This window comes from Polynucleobacter sp. KF022, from assembly GCF_027924105.1.
In the GTDB taxonomy this organism is placed as follows: domain Bacteria; phylum Pseudomonadota; class Gammaproteobacteria; order Burkholderiales; family Burkholderiaceae; genus Polynucleobacter.
The window spans coordinates 1,475,852-1,494,525 of the sequence record NZ_AP026972.1 but is presented as its reverse complement, the minus strand read 5'-3'; the positions used below and the strand labels follow the sequence as shown (position 1 = coordinate 1,494,525).

The window sequence follows — 18,674 nt, the reverse complement described above, 5'->3', positions numbered from 1 at the left end:
ATGAGTCAAATTAAAAAAGTAACGTGTCACGTAGTTTCTGCTCCTGTACAAAAGCCATTCACTTCATCCAGAGGTTGGATTTATAAAACCAGAGGTTCTTGTATTGTTGAAATTGAAACAAACGATGGAATAGTAGGTTGGGGCGAGTGTTATGGCCCATCGACTGTAGCAAAAGCATTTATTGATACTCAATTCGGCCCTCGGGTTATTGGTAGAGACCCATTTGATGTAGAGGTAATTTGGGAGGATCTATATAACCGCATTAAGGACTACGGCACTACAGGCATGGCAATCTCCGCCATTAGTGGAATTGATATCGCCTTATGGGACATTATCGGCAAATCTTGCGGCAAACCAATTCACAAATTAATCGGCGGATCTTATCGAGATGAGGTAACGCCTTATGCGACAGGCCTATATTTTATTGATATGGATCGCTTAATCGAGGAAGCGGTAGAGGAGGCGATTGAATTTAAGCAAAATGGCTTTACTGCCATCAAGATGAAGATTGGCCTAGGCGATTTAAAGTTGGATATTAAACGGGTGGAGGCAGTTAGAAAAGCGGTGGGGGGTGACATGCGACTGATGGTAGACGCTAATCATTGTTTTACCGTTCCCCAGGCAATAAAGATTGGACGAGAGCTCGAGAAGTTAGATATTGAGTGGTTTGAAGAGCCAATTTCTCCTGAGGATTTAGATGGCTATGTTGAGGTGACTCGGGCTTTAGATATGGCTGTAGCTGGTGGCGAGAACGAATTTACTCGCTGGGGCTTTAGAGATATTGTGGTACGCAAGGCGATGGACATTGTTCAGCCAGACGTTTGTGCGGCCGGGGGCATTAGCGAATGTCGCAAGATTGCAACCCTTGCTAGTGCTCATGGCGTAGAGTGTGTTCCGCATGCGTGGGGATCAGTTATAGGTGTTGCTGCCACTTTACATTTCTTGGCAGCGCTTCCAGACCAGCCGCCAAGCTTTAAAGGCAACCCTCCTTTATTCGAATTTGAGCAATGCGAGAATCCATTCCGCGATTTGTTATCAGTTGATCCTATTGTTCAGAGTAATGGCAAGATAAGCGTTCCAAAAGGGCCAGGTCTTGGTATTGAGATAAACCGCCATATTCTTGATCAATATCGAGTCGCGTAGACCCTACTAATGCGATATTTAACTTTTACAGAAAATGGCCAACCGCCTAAAGTAGGCGTGTTATTAAGTGACTCCTTGCATGTGCTCGATCTCTCTCATGAAAGCTTAAGTGACATTGTGGGAAATCAATGCCCAAGCTTGCTTGAGATGGTAAAAACAGGCTTACCCTCGCTGACCAAGTCAATTACAAGCAAGCTTGAGAGTGGTCAGTATGATCAGGGTGCGGTTGTGAGTATCCAGACCATTTCAATATGCTCTCCGATTCCTAATCCCGGAAAGGTTGTTGGTGCTGCATACAATTTTACAGATGCCTTGGATGAACGTTCAATGCCTTATCCAGCTGAGCCAGTTATTTTCATTCGATCTGGAAATACGGTTATAGGGCCTAATGATCCTATCCTTATTCCACCAGATGTGGGTAACGTGGGTTACGAAGCTGAGTTAGCTGTAATTATTGGCAAGCGGGCACTGTATATAGAGCCCAAAGATGCCATGGACTACATTGTGGGTTATACGGTGCATAACGATGTCAGTGGTAGCGGCATGATTAAGCAAGATAACGGTAATTTTGTCCGTGGAAAAAATATGCCAGCTTCTGCGCCTTTCGGACCTTTTCTGGTGACCGCTGATGAAGTGGTCAACCCATACAACATTGAAATTAAATTGGATGTAGACGGCAGGGTATTGCAGGATGGTACAACGGGCACAATGCTTTTTAAGATTGCAGAGTTAATTTCCTATATTTCCAAAAAAATGCCGCTTGAGCCTGGGGATATTATTGCAACAGGCACTCCGGCGGGATTGGCAATGATGCATCAGCCAACAGCATGGTTGGAGCCTGGACAAACGGTGCGCGTTGAGCTTGAAGGGTTGGGAATACTGAATAACCCAATTGAAAAGGGAGTGCCATTTCTTGAGTAAAAGATTTAAAGTGCTTTTAACAAATCCCATACATCCGGATTGCCATAAAGCATTAATAAAAGAGTGCGACGTAGTTGTTGCCCCAGATATAAAGCCTGAGACTTTAAAGGGGCTAATTTCAGACTGTGATGGGTTAATTGTTCGTTGTCAGTTGTCTCCAGATATTTTTGATCAGGTTCAACAACTAAAGGCGGTAGTGCGTCATGGCGTGGGATTGGATTTTATTCCAGTCGATGCTGCTACCAAAAAAGGAATCCCTGTAGCAAACCTACCTGGATCAAATACTAATGCTGTTGTTGAATATTGCTTAGCCGCTATTTTTTATTTCCGTCGCCGTTTAGATTTGATTGATTCACGACTAAGAAGCGAGGGCTGGGCAAAAGCGCGTCCGTTAGCAGACCCATCGGCAGAGATAGCTAACACGACTTTAGGAATTATTGGGTTTGGCGCAATTGGTAGTAAATTGGCGCAGGCTGCAGTAGGCTTGCAAATGAAAACTATTGCGCTGACTAGGCGACCAGAGGCTCTGGCGAGTGGAGTACGGGCGGTTACTAAGATAGAGCTCTTTTCTCAATCAGATGTGATTGTCATCTGCTGTCCTTTAAACGAGGAAACACGGGGTTTGGTGGATCAAGCGGCGATTTCTGCAATGAAGCCCAACGCCATTTTAATTAATATCGCTCGCGGACCTGTGGTGGATACGCAAGCAGTTATAAAAGCACTTAAGTCAGGTGCAATAGCTGGTGCAGCAATGGACGTGTATGATCAACAGCCACTGTCTGGCCAGGAGGCGGTTTTTGATTGCCCAAATTTATTGCTAACGCCCCATATCGCCTCTATCACAGCTAGCAGCATGAAAGGCATGAGCGAAGGATCTGTAGCAACAATACTCGCTATCCTAAATGGTAATCGTCCCAAAAATATTGTTAACCCAGAAGTGTTTCTTTAATTGAGTAAAACATGACCAGTAATCCAATGCGTATCGTGAAGTTAGAGGCGGTTCCTATTTCCTTTCCCGTTCCTGAGAACAAGTCGGTTCGTCTAGGGATTGGAAAGTGCGTAAAACGTGACTCGGTATTAGTTCGCATTGAAACGGAAGATGGTCATGTTGGCTGGGGTGAAGCACACCATGGGCGCGCTCCAGGTGCAATTGCAAAGTTAATTGATACAACCATGCGGGAGCTTGTACTCAATAGTGATGCAATGGATATCAACGGCATTTGGGCGCGCGTTTATAAGATGCAAATCTCTAGCCATGGTATGGGCGCAGCAGCAGTTTTGGCTTTAAGTGGAATTGATATTGCATTATGGGATATACGTGCTCAAATCATGCAACAACCTTTATATCGGATGCTAGGTGGTGCCTCTAAAAAGATTAAGGCTTACGCAGGTGGAATCGCTTTAGGGTGGCAAGAGCCAGCATCATTAGCTAAAGAAGCGCAAGAGCATGTAGCAACAGGATATCGAGCATTGAAGTTGCGCGTGGGAGATACTGCTGAGAAAGATATCGTCAGGGTGCATGCAGTTCGTAAGGCGGTAGGCGATGAAATTGATATATTGGTTGACGCCAACACTAACTACACCTTAGCAGATGTGCGTAAGGTAATGCCTGCATTTGATGAGGCTGGTGTGAGTTGGTTGGAGGAGCCATTCCCGCCCCAAGATCGAAAGGCATATCGTATGGCACGCAGTTTGGGTCGGGTTCCATTTGCAGCCGGTGAAAATCACTATACCCGCTATGATTTCTCAATGCTCTTAGATGATGGAGATGTGCAGTTTATTCAGCCGGATTTATCAAAGACTGGCGGTGTGACTGAGTCCATGAGAATTGCTGCTATGGCCGGCGCTAATAAATTAACAATTAATCCCCACACCTCTGCTACCGCAATTAATATGGGGACAACAATCCATTTCCTTTCTGCCATTGATAATCCGGGTTATTTTGAAGGGGACGTTACTTCTTTGAATCCCTTTAGGGATGAGATGATGGATAAATCTGCCTATGAACTCGATTCAGAGGGTTATGTGAAACCTTATGATGGCGTAGGAATTGGGATGAAAATTAATTTAGATTTTGTAAAGGATCACCCTCTAATTGATGGCCCATGTTATGTTTAGGGGAAATCCTTTGGTCCCAGCTTCAAGTCCTGGTGGGCCCACCAGAAATGAAATGACTTAGGAAGAAATTCCTAAGTCATTTTTATTTATAACTCTTAATCCTAAGGGTTTTCTTTGGCTGTCTGCTCTCATACACCGTAACCTAACCCTGTATCAACGCGAGCATTTGCCGTGTGGCAATGTCGCTATAAGGTGGATAACAAGTGGATACGAGCTACTGCTAAAGAGACTCAGTTTGACTAGGCGGTGGATAAGGCTTAAATGGGCCCCAGAGTGCTCATGAGCACTATTTATCTATAGTTTCTTGTCAATCATTGATCAAAAACTTTACAATAATTTATAAAAACTTTACAATAATCTTGTAAAACTTTACAAAAATAGACATGAAATTTGCCAATACAAAGCGCTCTCAAGAAATACGTCAATACTTGGTGGATGGGGTTAAGGCTAATAGGCCTGACTTAGCTCATGCTGCAATAGAAAAGTTTGGCCTGACAAGGCAGGCTATTCATGCGCATTTTGCTGCTTTAGTTAAAGATGGATTTTTGGCGTCAAGTGGTAGCACCAAGGCTCGCACCTATCAATTGGGTGCAAAGCGATTTCATGATGGCCTATTTAAGCTAAAGGGATTGGAGGAGTCTGAAGTTTACTCTCGTGACTTTAGTGAAATATTTAGTGGTTTGCCCAAGGAAATTGCCAACATTTGTCATTACGGCTTTACTGAAATACTGAACAATGCCATTGACCACTCGGAAGGTACTGAGGTTTATATACATGTGGAGAGGACGCCGGATTTTGTTTCAATTTCAATTATCGATAATGGTGAGGGTATTTTTAACCATATCGCCAGATTATTAAAGTTGCAGGATCCGCGTGAATCCATTTTAGAGTTGAGTAAAGGAAAGTTGACCACTGATCCAAGTAATCACAGTGGACAGGGGATCTTTTTCTCATCTCGTGCTTTTGATGAATTCTTTATTTTTTCTGGAGATTTAGTTTTCACACATGCCGATGGCTCGGATATGGACTTCTTACTTCATAACGAAAAGAGCCATAAAGGCACGCGGGTAGTCATGAAAATCGCACTCAACTCCCAAAGAATACTACGTGAAGTATTTGATAGTTTTAGCGGAACGGAAGAGGAGGATTACGCGTTTAATAAAACAATTGTTCCAGTTAAGCTAGCTCTGTACGAAGGCGGGCAGCTTATTTCGCGTTCGCAAGCGAAAAGAATTCTAAATCGCGTAGATCGTTTTAAGACAGTGTTATTGGACTTTAAGGGTGTTGAGTCAATTGGTCAGGCATTCGCAGATGAAGTATTTCGAGTTTTTGTAAAACAAAATCCTCAAATTACTATTCATTCTATTAATGAGGGTCTAGAGGTCAAAAAAATGATTAAGGCTGCTCAAAGTAATTTAGGATAAAAACTGGACGCCCCACCTAAGTCGAGCAATCGATATGGTGAAGGCATAGTCCAGGGAGTAGTGAAAGCTACACAAACCGGAATCCTTTGGTCCCAGGTTCAAGTCCTGGTGGGCCCACCAGAAATAAAAAGCCACTCTTCGGAGTGGCTTTTTATTTGAGCGTTACTTTAAGTAACGGTTGGGAAAATAGTGCTATTCGCTAAATTTGATTTTTCCAGATTTTGCAATTGATGTGTATCTGGCACGTTCTTCGCCCAAAAATTTATTCAAGTCTGCCCCTGTAAGTCCTACACCGTCTACGCCTGCTTCCTCAAGCTTTTTCTTAATATCAGGTTCAGACAAGACCTTGTTGGTATCTTGAGCAATCTTATTAACAATTGTATTTGGAGTGCCTGCTGGCGCTAGTAGCAACATCCAGTTTGAAAAGCGATAACCTTTCAAACCAGGTATTTCAGCAATTGAAGGAGCATCAGGGAATGCTGGACTACGCTTCATTGTTGTCACCGCCAATAATTTCATATTGCCAGCTTTAATATGTGCGACTGTAGGTGGCAGCCCAACAATAGCCATATTTACTTGATTCCCAAGTACATCATTTACTGCGGGTGCCGCGCCACGATAAGGAATGTGATTTAAAGGTGTATTTGTACCTTCTTGAATTGCTTCCCCTGCAAAGTGCATGCTGCTCCCATTGCCGGGAGTGCCGTAGCTTAACTCTTTCCCACTTTTCTTTGAATTTGCTAATGCCTCTCCTAAATTTGAGCCGGCGATAGATGGGTGGGCAACAACCCCAAGCGGCGTTTCCCCAACTAGCACAACTGGGATTAAATCTTTTTGTGGGTCGTAAGAAGTCTTTTGGCCGGCAATTGGTCCAACCAGTACTTCAGCGGGTGATGCAAGAACTAGAGTTAGCCCATCTGGTTTTGATTTTGCGACATAGTCTGCCCCAATAGACCCACTGGCTCCAGATTTGTTCTCAATGGTTACCGGTTGCCCCCAAATCTCACTAAGGCGCTGGCTAACAGTGCGGCCCACAAAATCAACCCCACCTCCTGCTGGGTATGGAACAATAATTTTGACCATATTGTTTGGGTATGCCTGAGCCTGCGCAAGACTTGGTGCAATCCATGGAAGGCCTAGGAGTATGGTGCTGATAATAAGTTTTTGTAACATGATTGTCTCCTCTAAATTAGCATTACTTAAAGTCAGCCGCTACTCCAGGTGCCGGCGTGAAGCCTAAATCACCTCTAGCTATAACCGCTTCTCTACCGCCATTAGCATCTAAAAGCTCTTTTTGTCTTGCGCGAGCGCGTTTATCTACTTCCATTGGATCTAATAAGTCATGCAAGCGTTTCTTGCACTCTTCTAGTACCGCAGACATCGAGGAATCATTTGCTAGATCATTGATTTCATCTGGGTCAGCTTCGAGGTCAAAGAGTTGGGGGGCATACTTGGAGTAGTGAATGTATTTGTATTTGCCCACGCGGATCATATAGGCTGCTGAGGTTGAGCCCATTCCGTGATATTCACTAATTACTGTTCTTTCTGGGGTGGCACCCTCAGAAAGATCGATGAGTGATACGCCAGGATGATCATCTTGTACTTCATCAAATGATTCGCCTACGATATCCATCACGGTAGGGCATACATCTACGTGGCTAACAGGAGTGTTAATCACTTTGCCTTTTGGAAAGCTAGGACCAGCACAAATCAAAGGTACACCAGCGATTTCGTCATACATAGTTGACTTACCCCATAGACCTCTTGAACCAAGATTATCGCCATGATCACTTGTGTAAATGATGTCTGTAGATCCTTCTAGGCCCATGTCTTGAAGGGTTTTCATGATCTTCCCAAGGTGTTCATCGAAGAAGCTAACAAGGCCAAAGTATCCAGACAATGCTTTATGCACATCCTGCTCTGACTCAAAGTAGTCGTCATAGCAAAAACTATTGCGATAGTCTTCAATGTAAGGATGGTTTGGACGATGCTCCCTTGCATATAACTTTGGCATCGGTAACTTTTGATTGAAGTAACGATAGTAGTGTTCGGGGGGTGCTGTTAAAGGGAAGTGCGGAGCTACAAAGGAAACAAATAACACCCAAGGTTTATCTTGGTGTTTATCAGCGTTTTCGCGTAACCATACTTGTGCGCGAGCGGCAATGTCACGGTCGTACAAAGTGTAGCTTGACTCACCAGGGCCAGCCATTCCAATCATTTTCTTTGCGCCACCACGTTTAGGTAGATCATCACGTACTAAGCCCATTAGGTCGCCCTTGCCATGAAGAATATGCATAGGAATGATCTCTTCTGTAAATCCATGATCTTCTTCGGCTGTATGAAAGTGCAATTTGCCGACAGAGACAACTTTGTGACCTCTATTGCGTATGTGGTGATGCCAAGTTGGAATAGAACCGTCATATGCGTCAGCGTTATCCCAAAAACCGATTTGATGAATATATTTGCCAATCGCGAACGCAGCGCGGGCAGGTACACAAACTGGGCTTGTTGTATATGCAGAAGTAAAGCGTGTTCCGCGAGCGGCTAATGCATCTAGGTTTGGGGTTGAGATCACTGGATGCCCAGCGCAACCCATTACCTTTGGATTGTGCTCGTCGGACATGATGACGATGAGGTTGTTAGGTTTTGGCATTTTTATCTCCGATTCTATTAAAACTATATAGTTATATAGTAACATAGCATAAAATAGCTTGGGATAATAAAAATTTGTATAGAAAGCTAGGGTAAAAGTGGGGTCAATGATTACAGAGCCAGTTTCAGCGAAAGAGATTGGGCGAATGCTTGATAAGTTTTCTCGACCTGGGTTGCCAAAATACACGGCACTACGAGATGCAGTGGTTCATGCTGTAGCTTCTGGAAAATTTGCTCCTGGGGATCGTTTGCCTAATGAGCAAGAATTGGCTGAAGCTCTTCCTATTAGCTTGGGTACTATTCAGCGAGGTTTAAGGCAATTGGTGGATGAAGGGGTGTTGCAACGACGCCATGGCCAAGGTTCATTTATTGCAGGCAGGACAACAAATGATGAAATGTCACATCCATTTCATTGTCGATTTATAGATGATTCTGGTGCAAATTACCTCAAGGTTTATCCCAAAACTACAGGGCGTAAACAGTTAAGCGATAAAGGTTTGTGGTCTGCTGCTTTAAGTGCTGCCAAAGGGGTGGAGATTACTCGCGTTATCTCTATTGGCAAAGAATTTAGTGTTTACAGCTCTTTTGTGGTTGATGCTTTACGTTTGCCAATATTCTCTGAATTATCTTTGCGGGAATTAGATGGTGAGAACTTTAAGGACCTTATATTTAGAGCGTCTGGGCAGTTAATAAAGCGAGTTGATTTATTTTTGCGACAAGCAGAAGCGCCAAAGGATGCGTTAAAAGCTTTAGGTCTATCAGAAGGAGCGCAATGCTTGTGTTTAAAGGCTATTGCTTACCTTACTGAGGGTGATGCTGTGTACTATCAGAATATTTATATACCACCCACCAACCGTGAGCTACATGTCATTGCAGATGCTCGAGCGTCTGGCTTTGAATGAATTCAGTGGTAAAGCTTGGGCGCCCTATCTAAGCTCCCGGAAACAGGTTCAAGCCCTAGTGGGTCCACCAGAAAAGCAATCCCTCATCAGAAATGGTGGGGGTTTGTCTTTTGGGCGTTACTTTAAGTAACGCTTAAAGTAAAAATCAATTGCTAATGTGCGATCCATTTTTGGATTAATTTTCATAATTTTTATCTCAAAAATGAGTGTATTTGTGTAGTCCAGATAAAACCCACCTAAATAGCACCTAACATGCCTCAATACATCTTAATACAGGCATGGGGGCGTTGGTGAATAGTCAGGACGAGTTTGACTACGTAATTGTTGGTGCTGGAACTGCAGGCTGCGTGTTAGCTAATCGACTAAGCGAATCGGGCAAATACAGTGTCTTATTGTTGGAGGCTGGTCCACGTGATTTATCACCATGGATCCATATCCCAATTGGCTATGGCAAGACCATGTTTAATCCAAAGTACAACTGGGGGTTCTACACAGAGCCAGAGAAAGAGCTAAACGGCAGAAGAATCTACCAGCCACGAGGTAAGGTTCTAGGCGGCTCTAGTTCTATCAATGGATTAATTTACATCCGTGGTCAGGCTGAAGATTATGATTTATGGGAGGGATTGGGTAATCAAGGGTGGGGTTGGAAAAATGTTTTACCGCTATTCCGAAAGATTGAAAACAATGAACGTGGATGTGACGAATATCACGGTGGCGGAGGACCTCTAGGTATTTCAAATATTCATGAGCGCCCAGAATTGATGGAAGCCATCATCAAGGCTGGAAATCAAGTTGGACTCCCATCTAACGATGACTTCAACGGCAAGACTCAGGAGGGCATTGGGTACTTCCAGTTATTAACTAAAAATGGTTTTAGGTCTTCGACGGCGGTTAGTTACTTAAACCCAGCCAAGAATAGACCAAACCTGTCTATCCTGACGGAAGCTCAAGTCCAAAAAATCTTATTCAAGAAAACTATGGCGATTGGTGTGCAGTTTAAACATCAGGGCGCCTTGAAAACTGTTCATGCCAATAAAGAAATTATTTTGGCTGCGGGCGCTATTCAATCTCCGCAATTATTGGAATTGTCTGGCATTGGTTCTTCTAAAGTTTTACAACCTCTGGGCATTGATGTCTTTCATGAATTGCCGGGTGTAGGTGAAAACCTGCAAGACCATTTGCAATTCCGTCTTATGTATCGTTGCAAAAAACCAATCACAACCAATGACACATTGCGTTCATGGACAGGCATGATGGGTATGGGTTTGAAGTATATGTTTAACAGAACAGGCCCAATGGCTGTTGGTATTAATCACGTCGGTGCTTTTGCAAAAGTTCTACCAGAATCAAAGACGCCTGATATTCAGTTCCATGTGGCAGCATTAACTGCAGATAAGGTGGCTGATAAGCCACATCCATGGCCCGGATTTACTTTAAGCGTGTGCCAATTGCGACCAGAATCCCGTGGATCTATACATATTCAATCCACAAAGGCTGCTGATGCACCGCTTATTAAGGCCAACTACTTAACTACGGACGGTGATTGGCGTTGCGCAATAGCAGCAGTTAAGTATGCGCAAGAGTTAGCGTATGCGCCAGCGATGAAAGATTACACAGAGTCTTCATACCGCCCAGCCTCTAAGGTGTCAACGGACGAAGAAATTCGTGAATTCTGTCGTGAATACAGCGCGACCATCTTCCATCCAGTAGGTACTTGCAAGATGGGATCGGACGAAATGTCCGTAGTTGACTCAAACCTACGAGTTCATGGCATTGAAAATCTTAGGGTCGCTGATGCATCAATCATGCCTTTGCTGGTATCTGGAAATACCAGTATCCCGTCGACCATGATTGGCGAAAAGGCTGCTCAATTAATTCTTGGAGAAAGTAGATGAACGTAGAGAAGCAAAGTGAAGTCACAGGTGAAAGTATTGCGGACTCTCTTGAGGGTGTGGGTGTTTCGCATATTGTGACTGTTCCAGATTGGGTTCAGCTTCCACTGCACCGTGCTTTTGAAGAGAGGAAGGATCGAGTTCGCACAATTAATTGCTGCACTGAGCACGAGGCATTTATGGTTGCAGGCGGTCTTTATTGCGGTGGCAAGAAATCTGCAATTGTTATCCAAAACCAAGGTCTTTACGCTGGATTGAATGCCTTACGTGGCATTGGCTTGGATGCGAAATTGCCCTTGGTGATGCTCATTGGGCAGTTTGGTCGTGAACAAGAAAACCGTGGGAGCGATACCAAGGGGTCCCGTCGCAGAATAGTTCGGATGTTGGACCCTCTATTGGATTTACTAGAAATCCCTTATTGGTACATCGACAGTAACGAGGACATTGGCAATATTAAAAAAGCGTATGAAACAGCAGAAGCAAAGATGACACCTGTCGCAATAGTATTCAATCGCAATATGCAGTGGAGCAAATAAATATGAAGAGCCAACAAGCCGTAGAGGCTATTGTTCAAAAGAGAAGTAGTGCAGTTATCGTCTCAACAATGACTGCAATTAAGTGGTTAGATACATACGACAAAGATGGACTCAACGTTGCTTGTGTGCCATTGATGGGTGGAGCATCAGCCCTTGGTGTAGGAATTGCTATTGCTCGCCCAGAGCGAAATGTTATTGCATTAGATGGGGACGGTAGCTTATTAATGCAGCTCCCATCACTTGTTATGGCGGCAGATGTGGCTCCACGCAACTTTATTCATGTTGTTTTCAATAACGGCGTTTGGTTTGAGAACTTAGCCAATCTACCAATTCCGGGCGCTACCAATGTGGATTTCCCAACTCTTGCTAAGGGCGCTGGGTATAAGCGTGTCTACAGCTTAGCTACTGTTGAACAGTTACAGAATTCTCTGGATGAAATCCTCAATGGATCAGGGCCTGTTTTCGTTGAATTGATTATCGAGCCGGAAAGTCAGGGTGTGTGGAAGAAGGGCAATGAGCAGCCAGATTTACCGGAGTTTCACTTCACTAGATTAGGTGATGAAGTGCGTCAAGTTAGGGCAAGGTTGTTAGGTAATTAAGTAAGAAGTTTAATTTGTAGTAAAAAAAGGGGGCAAAGTGAGTACAAATCAAAAGACGTTAAATCAAACCGTCATATCCAGTCTGATCGGAGCAACGATTGAATGGTATGACTTCTTTTTATTCGGTGTGATGGCCGGCGTGGTATTGAATAAGTTGTATTTTCCATCCGATGACCCAACAGTTTCGTTGATGTTGTCATACGCTACTTTTGCTGTAGGCTTCGTTACCAGACCGCTTGGGGGCATTGTATTTGGCCACCTAGGTGATAAGGTTGGGCGCAAAAGTGTTTTGGTTGCTACATTGATGATTATGGGTGTCTCAACATTCTTGGTAGGTTGTATACCGACATATCAGGAAATCGGGCTTTGGGCTCCAGCCTTGCTGTTATTAATTCGAGTGCTGCAAGGTATTGGTCTAGGCGGTGAATGGGGTGGTGCTGTATTAATGGCATACGAAACTGCACCAGAAGCAAAGCGTGGTTTTTACACCAGCATTCCGCAAATGGGACTGTCAATTGGCATCCTATTGGCTTCCGGTTCTTTGGCATTACTTTCAGCAAGCATGTCAAATGAGAGCTTTATGGCATGGGGCTGGCGTGTATGCTTCTTGGCATCTTTTGTATTAGTGTTGTTTGGTATGTTTATTCGTACCAGATTGCATGAGACACCTGAGTTTGCCCAAGTTAAAGAAACTCATAAAGAAGCTAAGTTGCCGATTGTTGAAATGTTCAAAGGTAATACCTCAAACGTATTGTTGGGGTTAGGTGCTCGTCACGTTGATGGCGTTTTCTTCAACATTTTCTCGGTTTTCTCAATTAGCTATTTGGTATCGACAATTGGTATATCAAGAGGAGACGCCTTATCTGCAGTGATGGTTGGTGCAGCAGTATTAACAATCTGTATTCCAATTGCTGGACACCTGTCTGACAAAATTTCCCGTGCAAAGCTATATGCATTCGGGACGTTTATTACAACAGCAAGCGTGTTCCCAGCGTTTTATGCACTCAAGCACTCTGCTGGCAACCCAACATTGATGTGGATTGCAATCATTGTTCCTTATGGAATTTTGTATTCACTTGTGTATGGCAACGTGGCAGCCCTTCAATGCGATTTGTTCACGGCAAAAGTGCGTTACACAGGCATTTCATTCGTGTATCAGATGACAAGCGTTGTTGCAGGCATGACTGCTTTGATTGCTACAGCATTAGTGAAGATGAATGATGGTGACCCATGGCTTGTATGCTGGTATGTTGTTGGATCAGGAACTTTATCCGCCCTGTGTGCTTGGGGTATTGCGAAGCGTAATGCAAATAAATATGCGCTAGCATAAAAATGTGCAAGCCGTAGTTGTGGCAAGGGTGGATACTATCTACTCTTGCCATTTTTTTTGAGATAAGTATGAACAGCCCAGATAATTCTGTAAGAAATAAGACAACAAACCCCAAAGAACCTAAGTGGCGACTTGAGGGAGAGGACCCTGATTATCGATTTTCGCTGGCCAATGAACGAACATTTTTGGCTTGGATGAGAACTGCATTGGCTATATTGGCGGCGGGCGTTTTGCTTGACCAGTTCTCTGTAAAACTGGGCTCACAAGTATTTGTGGTTCTAGTATCAGCGGGTCTATGTTTGGTGGCCGCAATACTTTCGGTGCTCTCATATATCAAATGGAGAGACTATGAAGTAGCCATGCGACATAAACGAGCGCTGCCCATGTCAAAGGCGATCATCTTTTTAGTGGGTGTAGTTTTGCTGCTAGGAATTTTATTAACTGCACTCATCCTTATTCCGCATTAATTTATGAGTCGAGCCTATGATCCGGGTTTGCAGCCTGAAAGGACTGCGCTTGCTTGGACTCGCACAGCGGTAGTTCTATTGTTAGATTCGCTATTGATGTTGCGGATTGGCCTCCATGATGGGTCAGTTGCTGTTATAGCAATTTCGCTTTCGCTATTCGCCGCCTGTCTCTTTACCTTTGGGTTTGCCAAATTCAGGGAGTCAAAGTTGACTAGAGGAATTCATTCGCTGGTACCCCCCGCTTTTGTTATGCGTTTTGTGGCATTTGTAACGGTGCTGGCATCGCTAACGGCGTTTTTTGCGCTTCTAACCCCGTATTTTTCGTAATTTTAGCGATTTCTAATACAACTTAGTTGTTTATAATACAATCTAATACAAGATGAAATCCAAAGTAAAAACACCTCCATTGGGAAAGACTGGGTTAGATGGCGCTAGCCCGGACCCCTTGTATCAGCAATTAGCCGACAGACTGGTACAGGCTATTACTAATGGCACGTTGGTGGCCGGCCAACAAGTTCCCTCCGAGTCTGAGTTAACTGAGACTTACGGCATTAGTCGGGTAACGGTACGTCAAGCACTTCAGCTGCTGGTGAAGTCTGGGCAGTTGGTTGCAAAAAGAGGTAAGGGTACGTTCGTTGCAAGAACAACATTGCAACAAGATCTTTCGAGTTTGCAGGGGTTCCATGAAGCACTTAAATCTCAAGGCGTGGAGCCCCAAACTGAGTTATTGAATTTTGATGCAACAGGTGGATTGAGCTCTAAGCAGTTGCCAGAGGGTGCAGACCTTCCGCTTCTGTTAAGGCGTAAGTATTCCGTTGATGGAGAAGCGTTTGCAGTTGTTGAGGCCTTTCTACCTAGTAAGGCGGCTGAAATAGGTAAGAAGCTGGCAGAGAAAATGGTGGTGTATGACATCCTTCAAAAATATTTAGGCGTGAGGATTGGTAAGGCCGATGTGGCGATCGAGTGCTCACATCCAACCCCGCAAATTGCAAAAGAACTCAAGTTATCAAAAAACGGTCACGTACTGTTAATGCGTCGTACCTCTTATTCCACTAGTGGTGAGATTTGCGAACACATGAGAATTTCTATTGTTCCCGACCGATACACATTCAATATGAGTGTTTCGGGTCCTATGCAGTTAGCAAGAGCAGTTGTTCCTAGCTTAAGTACGTAGCTTAATGAAAGGTTCGGTGTATTGAAGATGAATAGACGATTTACTTTGAAATTCCTATCTAGCCTCGTAGCTGGTGGGATTGTTTCGCCCATGCATGTATTTGGGCAGAGCGCTTACCCAAATAAAGCAATCAAAATGATTGTGCCTTTTCCTGCTGGTGGACCCACAGATATTGTGGCAAGGCCATTGGCTAAATTAATGGGCGACCAACTTGGGCAACAAGTCTTTATAGATAACAAAGGCGGCGCTGGAGGATCGGTTGGTGTCGTGGCAGTAGCTTCTAGTCCTCCAGACGGGTACACCTTACTGATGGGAACGGTTGGTACAAGCGCAATCAATCCACATCTGTATAAATCATTGGCCTACGATCCAATCAATAGCTTGACTCCGATTGCAACAGTGGCTAGTGCGCCAGTAGCCGTAGTGGTTAACCCATCATCAGGCATTACATCATTAGCAGACTTAATAGCCAAAGCTAAAGCCAACCCTGACCAATATACGTATGGCACAGCGGGCAACGGAGCACCGGGACATTTAACGGGAGCCATGTTTTGCGCAGCTACCGATATTAAGCTAAGACATATTGCCTATAAAGGCAGCGCACCTGCTGTTACTGATTTGTTAGGCGGTCAGATAGATATTATGTTCGACCCATTACAGTCGGTTTTACCTCATATTAAGTCAGGCAAGTTAAGAGTATTGGGTGTGACAAGTGCAAGCAGGACAAAAGTTTTGCCGGATGTACCAACAGTTAGCGAGCTTGTTCCAAACTTTACGATGACTGCGTGGTGGGCTGTTTATGGTCCGGCGGGGATGCCTAAGGACGTGGTTGCTAAATTGAAAGCCGCGATTAGCAAATCAATTGCATCACCAGAGTTTGATGCCAATTTGTCAGCCTTAGGGGTTCAGCCCTTAGAAACGCCATTGGCTGATTTACAGAAAAAAGAACTCGCTAAGTGGGGCGCAGCAGTGCGCTCTGCTGGCATAACCATGGAGTAATGATGAGACTAAATGACGAAGAAAAGGCAATGCTTGCTGGTGAGGCTGGATTTGTAGCTAAAACAGCAATTGAACATCAAATTAAAGTAGGTAAGTTTTTTGGTGCTGAAGATTTTGTACCTGTAACACAAGCCCACATCATGGCTGATACCGAGAGCTTAGGTCAGGCAGGTGTAATGTGGCTTGAAAAATTGGCTGATGCTAACGAAGGCGGTGTTCGTATTCCAACGATTACTGACCCACGTGGCACCGACTTTAAGCATTCAACTTTATTGGGTCAGGCAGACTGGATGGTTGAGCTTGAGCATAGAGCCATAGACGCGTTTGTTCGTTTAGGCGTCAGCATGACCGATACCTGTATTAATTACCAAACAGTTGTAGCGGCCACTAGAGGTGAGCACGTTGCATTTGGGGATACAGGTGTTGTGATTTACTCCAACTCGATTGGTGGTGCTCGTTCAAACTTTGAAGGCGGACCTTCTGCTTTATCAGCGGGCATCACTGGCCGCACTCCAAGATATGGATATCACCTTGACCGCCATAGACAAGCAACCAAAAGAATTCTTGTGAACTGGACCCCGAAGACCTTGGATGATTGGGGTTCGTTGGGTGGCGTGGTTGGTAAATTGTGCGGCAATTACTGGGAAGTTCCTGTTTTAGAGGGGCTGGAGGGCGCACCAACTTCTGATGAGTTAAAGCACTTTGGCGCAGCTATGGCTAGCTTTGGTTCAACAGCTTTATTCCATTTAGTAGGCATTACTCCAGAGGCTTATAGCCTTGCTGCAGTTGGTGGCGACAAACTGGAAGTGGCACACAAGATCACTAATGAAGAGATTGCAGCATTGAAGCGTGGATATGCTGTTGATACGAGCGTGGATGTGGTGGTTTTCTCTGCGCCACAACTTAGTATTTTTGAGTTAAGGGATATTGCAGCACTGTGTGAAGGTAAATCTCTTAAGAAGCCACTTTTAGCTGTGACTAGCCCTCAAGTGAAGCCAGATTGTGATCGTTTTGGGTATACCGAAAAGATTGAGAAAGCAGGTGGAACTGTGTTGTCTGGCATGTGCTTCTATCAATCCTATGCACGTGAAATGAGTGTGGCAAAGGGTTGGAAGAGGCTGGCAACTAATAGCGCCAAGTTAGTGAATATTTTAGGTGGTTATGGTTATGTGCCAATGATTGCCTCAATGGAAGCATGCGTAAAAGCAGCGGAAACTGGAGAATTGAAATGAGCACAGCATATAAATCACGCCATGCAATGGGTAATAAGGTAATCGGTCAGGCATTAGTGGCGCACGATGGCTTTTCTGCTAGGTACGACTTAGAGCGTCTTAAGGGCGTCTTCTCTAGACCATCTCACAAACTTGTTGGACAGTCTTACGTTGACAAGATTTTGGTGTTAGATACCGCTAAGGGTGGTGTGGCTACAGCATGGATGCTGCATGAAATGCGCTCAAGGAATATGTGCCCATCTGCAATAGTATTCAATACCGTGAATACTATTTTGGCCCAAGGTGCAGCATTAGGTGATGTAACGATGTTGGCGGGATTTGATACTGACATCACCTCGAAAATTCCTCATGGCGCTATGGTTGAGGTTGACCCAGAAGCGCATACGATTCGAGTATTGGAGCCTGGTGAATATGCTGAATCAGCATCTTTAGCTGGCGACTTGAAAAAGGTGCATGGACCTAGTTGATTGGTTGGTGGCGATATGGATTCACAAAACGATATAAATGAGAGTGCTCGCTTGTTAAGAACAATGCGAGTGATTGAGTGCGTTAGTGAATCCATCCTTCCCGTTTCTGTTGCGCAGTTATCTCAGCGAACTGATATACCCAAGGCAACGCTAGCCAGAATTATTGGCCCATTAATCAGCTCGGGTTACTTGGCGCTACTGCCTGGTGGGAAGAGTTTAGTGCCGGGCCCTAAGTCTGCACAAATGGCTCTGAGAATTTTAGGCAATGGCCAATTCAGAAGAGAGTGTCAAAATGTTCTTCGGGAGGCGGTTCACCATCTTGGAGAAACTTGTAATCTGACTGCGCGAGATGGCGATTGCGTAATGTATATTGAGCGCATTGAAACCATCGAGCCATTGCGCATGCATTTGGAGCCGGGCACACGAGCTCCTTTACACTGCACTGCTGGTGGAAAAATGTTCCTTTCTCAAATGGGGCGTGATGAGCTGGAAAGATTTATGTCAACTCTTACGCTAAAGAAATGTACAAATGCCACGATTATTAGTCCAAAAGAGTTGTCCTTGGAACTTGCTAGACTCAATAAGTTGGGTATTGGTTTGGACAATGAGGAGTTCATAGCTGGAATGGTTGGGGTAGCCGTTCCAATTCGTATAAAGCGAAGCGAACAGCCAGTTGCAGCTTTGGTTTGTCACGCAGCCTCGGCAAGACTTCCTTTGATTGAGTTGCAAAAGAAAATTCCAGTATTAGAGGCTTATGCAAAGAAGATTGAGGGCTTGCTGGGATCTAGGCCTACTACATAAATTAGTTAACAATCACG

The 18,674-nt window shown here is 44.4% G+C and carries 19 protein-coding genes; 17 read left to right on the top strand and 2 right to left on the bottom strand.

The features are described from left to right. The 5 genes from PKF022_RS07800 to PKF022_RS07780 all read left to right on the top strand — a co-directional run bounded on the left by PKF022_RS07800 (position 1) and on the right by PKF022_RS07780 (position 5,606). Positions 1 to 1,143, top strand: coding sequence for a mandelate racemase/muconate lactonizing enzyme family protein (locus PKF022_RS07800; RefSeq protein WP_281776483.1), 1,143 nt, complete (start codon positions 1 to 3; stop codon positions 1,141 to 1,143). Positions 1,144 to 1,152: 9 nt separating this feature from the next. Then, the gene (locus PKF022_RS07795; protein WP_281776482.1) at positions 1,153 to 2,064 is read left to right on the top strand and encodes a fumarylacetoacetate hydrolase family protein; all 912 of its coding nucleotides are present in this window, start codon (positions 1,153 to 1,155) and stop codon (positions 2,062 to 2,064) included. Continuing rightward, a complete protein-coding gene (locus PKF022_RS07790; RefSeq protein WP_281776481.1) occupies positions 2,057 to 3,013 on the top strand; it encodes an NAD(P)-dependent oxidoreductase in 957 nt (318 codons plus the stop codon). Before PKF022_RS07795 ends, PKF022_RS07790 begins: the two co-directional genes overlap by 8 nt. An 11-nt stretch (positions 3,014 to 3,024) precedes the next feature. After that, the gene (locus PKF022_RS07785; RefSeq protein ID WP_281776480.1) at positions 3,025 to 4,182 is read left to right on the top strand and encodes a mandelate racemase/muconate lactonizing enzyme family protein; all 1,158 of its coding nucleotides are present in this window, start codon (positions 3,025 to 3,027) and stop codon (positions 4,180 to 4,182) included. A gap of 383 nt (positions 4,183 to 4,565) precedes the next feature. Next, positions 4,566 to 5,606: a DUF4325 domain-containing protein gene (locus PKF022_RS07780; RefSeq protein ID WP_281776479.1), complete on the top strand. Its 1,041-nt coding sequence runs from the start codon at positions 4,566 to 4,568 to the stop codon at positions 5,604 to 5,606. Between the two features lie 192 nt (positions 5,607 to 5,798). Here PKF022_RS07780 and PKF022_RS07775 read toward each other — a convergent pair whose 3' ends face one another. Then, on the bottom strand, positions 5,799 to 6,779 hold the full coding sequence (locus tag PKF022_RS07775) for a tripartite tricarboxylate transporter substrate-binding protein (RefSeq protein WP_216275633.1): 981 nt from the start codon (positions 6,777 to 6,779) through the stop codon (positions 5,799 to 5,801). Between the two features lie 22 nt (positions 6,780 to 6,801). Further along, positions 6,802 to 8,259 (bottom strand): sulfatase-like hydrolase/transferase, encoded by a 1,458-nt coding sequence (locus PKF022_RS07770; protein WP_216275630.1) that lies wholly within the window; start codon positions 8,257 to 8,259, stop codon positions 6,802 to 6,804. A gap of 106 nt (positions 8,260 to 8,365) precedes the next feature. Here PKF022_RS07770 and PKF022_RS07765 point away from each other — a divergent pair, with 106 nt between their 5' ends. The 12 genes from PKF022_RS07765 (at position 8,366) to PKF022_RS07710 (ending at position 18,657) form a co-directional block, all read left to right on the top strand. Continuing rightward, a complete protein-coding gene (locus PKF022_RS07765; RefSeq protein ID WP_216275628.1) occupies positions 8,366 to 9,160 on the top strand; it encodes a GntR family transcriptional regulator in 795 nt (264 codons plus the stop codon). Positions 9,161 to 9,450: 290 nt separating this feature from the next. Continuing rightward, positions 9,451 to 11,055 (top strand): choline dehydrogenase, encoded by a 1,605-nt coding sequence (locus PKF022_RS07760; RefSeq protein ID WP_281776478.1) that lies wholly within the window; start codon positions 9,451 to 9,453, stop codon positions 11,053 to 11,055. Next, positions 11,052 to 11,588: a thiamine pyrophosphate-binding protein gene (locus tag PKF022_RS07755; RefSeq protein WP_216275624.1), complete on the top strand. Its 537-nt coding sequence runs from the start codon at positions 11,052 to 11,054 to the stop codon at positions 11,586 to 11,588. The genes PKF022_RS07760 and PKF022_RS07755 overlap by 4 nt, the downstream gene beginning before the upstream one ends. 2 nt (positions 11,589 to 11,590) lie before the next feature. After that, on the top strand, positions 11,591 to 12,187 hold the full coding sequence (locus tag PKF022_RS07750) for a thiamine pyrophosphate-dependent enzyme (protein ID WP_216275622.1): 597 nt from the start codon (positions 11,591 to 11,593) through the stop codon (positions 12,185 to 12,187). A gap of 37 nt (positions 12,188 to 12,224) precedes the next feature. Next, a complete protein-coding gene (locus PKF022_RS07745) occupies positions 12,225 to 13,517 on the top strand; it encodes an MFS transporter (RefSeq protein ID WP_216275620.1) in 1,293 nt (430 codons plus the stop codon). A gap of 68 nt (positions 13,518 to 13,585) precedes the next feature. Beyond that, positions 13,586 to 13,984 carry a DUF202 domain-containing protein gene (locus PKF022_RS07740; RefSeq protein ID WP_216275618.1) on the top strand — a complete coding sequence of 133 codons (399 nt, stop codon included), beginning with the start codon at positions 13,586 to 13,588 and terminating at the stop codon, positions 13,982 to 13,984. A gap of 3 nt (positions 13,985 to 13,987) precedes the next feature. Continuing rightward, complete coding sequence (locus PKF022_RS07735) at positions 13,988 to 14,311, top strand: DUF202 domain-containing protein (protein WP_216275616.1); 324 nt, start codon at positions 13,988 to 13,990, stop codon at positions 14,309 to 14,311. Positions 14,312 to 14,363: 52 nt separating this feature from the next. Beyond that, positions 14,364 to 15,158, top strand: coding sequence for a GntR family transcriptional regulator (locus tag PKF022_RS07730; protein ID WP_216275613.1), 795 nt, complete (start codon positions 14,364 to 14,366; stop codon positions 15,156 to 15,158). A 27-nt stretch (positions 15,159 to 15,185) separates the two neighbouring features. Continuing rightward, the gene (locus tag PKF022_RS07725) at positions 15,186 to 16,157 is read left to right on the top strand and encodes a tripartite tricarboxylate transporter substrate binding protein (RefSeq protein ID WP_216275611.1); all 972 of its coding nucleotides are present in this window, start codon (positions 15,186 to 15,188) and stop codon (positions 16,155 to 16,157) included. Positions 16,158 to 16,159: 2 nt separating this feature from the next. Further along, complete coding sequence (locus tag PKF022_RS07720; protein ID WP_216275609.1) at positions 16,160 to 17,389, top strand: aconitase X catalytic domain-containing protein; 1,230 nt, start codon at positions 16,160 to 16,162, stop codon at positions 17,387 to 17,389. Then, on the top strand, positions 17,386 to 17,856 hold the full coding sequence (locus PKF022_RS07715; RefSeq protein WP_216275607.1) for a DUF126 domain-containing protein: 471 nt from the start codon (positions 17,386 to 17,388) through the stop codon (positions 17,854 to 17,856). The genes PKF022_RS07720 and PKF022_RS07715 overlap by 4 nt, the downstream gene beginning before the upstream one ends. 15 nt (positions 17,857 to 17,871) lie before the next feature. Next, the gene (locus PKF022_RS07710; protein WP_281776477.1) at positions 17,872 to 18,657 is read left to right on the top strand and encodes an IclR family transcriptional regulator; all 786 of its coding nucleotides are present in this window, start codon (positions 17,872 to 17,874) and stop codon (positions 18,655 to 18,657) included. Positions 18,658 to 18,674: the final 17 nt, after the last annotated feature.

Bases quoted from the DNA above. Each gene is read 5' to 3' on its own strand.
- PKF022_RS07795 (WP_281776482.1), top strand. From the start codon at position 1,153: ATGCGATATTTAACTTTTACAGAAAATGGCCAACCGCCTAAAGTAGGC.
- PKF022_RS07735 (WP_216275616.1), top strand. From the start codon at position 13,988: ATGAGTCGAGCCTATGATCCGGGTTTGCAGCCTGAAAGGACTGCGCTT.
- PKF022_RS07720 (WP_216275609.1), top strand. From the start codon at position 16,160: ATGAGACTAAATGACGAAGAAAAGGCAATGCTTGCTGGTGAGGCTGGA.
- PKF022_RS07755 (WP_216275624.1), top strand. From the start codon at position 11,052: ATGAACGTAGAGAAGCAAAGTGAAGTCACAGGTGAAAGTATTGCGGAC.
- PKF022_RS07725 (WP_216275611.1), top strand. From the start codon at position 15,186: ATGAATAGACGATTTACTTTGAAATTCCTATCTAGCCTCGTAGCTGGT.
- PKF022_RS07710 (WP_281776477.1), top strand. From the start codon at position 17,872: ATGGATTCACAAAACGATATAAATGAGAGTGCTCGCTTGTTAAGAACA.
- PKF022_RS07785 (WP_281776480.1), top strand. From the start codon at position 3,025: ATGACCAGTAATCCAATGCGTATCGTGAAGTTAGAGGCGGTTCCTATT.
- PKF022_RS07770 (WP_216275630.1), bottom strand. From the start codon at position 8,259: ATGCCAAAACCTAACAACCTCATCGTCATCATGTCCGACGAGCACAAT.
- PKF022_RS07800 (WP_281776483.1), top strand. From the start codon at position 1: ATGAGTCAAATTAAAAAAGTAACGTGTCACGTAGTTTCTGCTCCTGTA.
- PKF022_RS07775 (WP_216275633.1), bottom strand. From the start codon at position 6,779: ATGTTACAAAAACTTATTATCAGCACCATACTCCTAGGCCTTCCATGG.
- PKF022_RS07780 (WP_281776479.1), top strand. From the start codon at position 4,566: ATGAAATTTGCCAATACAAAGCGCTCTCAAGAAATACGTCAATACTTG.
- PKF022_RS07765 (WP_216275628.1), top strand. From the start codon at position 8,366: ATGATTACAGAGCCAGTTTCAGCGAAAGAGATTGGGCGAATGCTTGAT.
- PKF022_RS07715 (WP_216275607.1), top strand. From the start codon at position 17,386: ATGAGCACAGCATATAAATCACGCCATGCAATGGGTAATAAGGTAATC.
- PKF022_RS07750 (WP_216275622.1), top strand. From the start codon at position 11,591: ATGAAGAGCCAACAAGCCGTAGAGGCTATTGTTCAAAAGAGAAGTAGT.
- PKF022_RS07740 (WP_216275618.1), top strand. From the start codon at position 13,586: ATGAACAGCCCAGATAATTCTGTAAGAAATAAGACAACAAACCCCAAA.
- PKF022_RS07730 (WP_216275613.1), top strand. From the start codon at position 14,364: ATGAAATCCAAAGTAAAAACACCTCCATTGGGAAAGACTGGGTTAGAT.